We start from the raw sequence: 900 nt of genomic DNA on the forward strand, positions 1-900 counted from the left end.
AGGTGTCCATGAGCAGTAAGCGGTATACGGATGAGTTCAAGATCGAGGCGGTCCGGCAAGTGACCGATCGTGGGTTCAAGGTGGCAGAGGTCGCCGAGCGACTGGGTGTCACCACGCACAGCCTGTACGCCTGGCTGCGCAAGTTCGGCAAGCCCGGCGTAGTACAGCGCGCTGAGGCGGATCAGAGCGCCGAAGTCCGGCGGCTGAAGATCGAGTTGCGCCGGGTGACGGAGGAGCGCGACATCCTAAAAAAGGCCGCCGCGTACTTTGCCAAGGGGTAAAGGCAAAGTACCTCTTCATGCAAGTCCACCGGGAAGAATTCAGGGTGTGCGCGATGTGCCGGGTTTTGCGGGTGAACCGGGCTGGATACTACGCGTGGCTAAAGTCGCCCGACAGTGAACGCGCCAAGGAAGACGAACGCCTGCTGGGGCTGATCAAGCACCACTGGTTGGCCAGCGGCAGTGTGTATGGGCATCGCAAGATCGCCAAGGATCTACGCGATCTGGGTGAGCGTTGCAGTCGCCATCGGGTGCATCGATTGATGCGCGCCGATGGGCTGCGTGCCCAGGTGGGCCATGGCCGCAAACCGCGCTTCCATGGCGGAACGCCGTGCAAGGCGGCAGCCAACCTGCTGGATCGGCAGTTCGACGTGACCGAGCCGGACACGGCCTGGGCGAGCGACTTCACCTTCATCCGTACGCATGAAGGCTGGATGTACCTGGCTGTGGTGATCGATCTGTTTTCCAGGCAGGTCGTCGGCTGGGCGATGCGCGATCGAGCCGATACCGAGTTGGTCGTGCAGGCCTTGCTGTCGGCGGTGTGGCGGCGCAAACCCAGCGCTGGTTGCCTGGTTCACTCGGACCAAGGGTCGGTCTACACCAGCGATGACTGGCGCAGTTT

General features: G+C 62.4%; 1 pseudogene. It reads left to right on the plus strand.

The features are described 5' to 3' along the window. Positions 1-8 precede the first annotated feature (8 nt). Positions 9-900 (plus strand): annotated as a pseudogene (locus XarbCFBP7408_RS21990) (IS3-like element ISXac3 family transposase); the annotation flags it as partial.

The sequence above is a fragment of the Xanthomonas arboricola pv. guizotiae genome, assembly GCF_002940205.1.
In the GTDB taxonomy this organism is placed as follows: domain Bacteria; phylum Pseudomonadota; class Gammaproteobacteria; order Xanthomonadales; family Xanthomonadaceae; genus Xanthomonas; species Xanthomonas arboricola_C.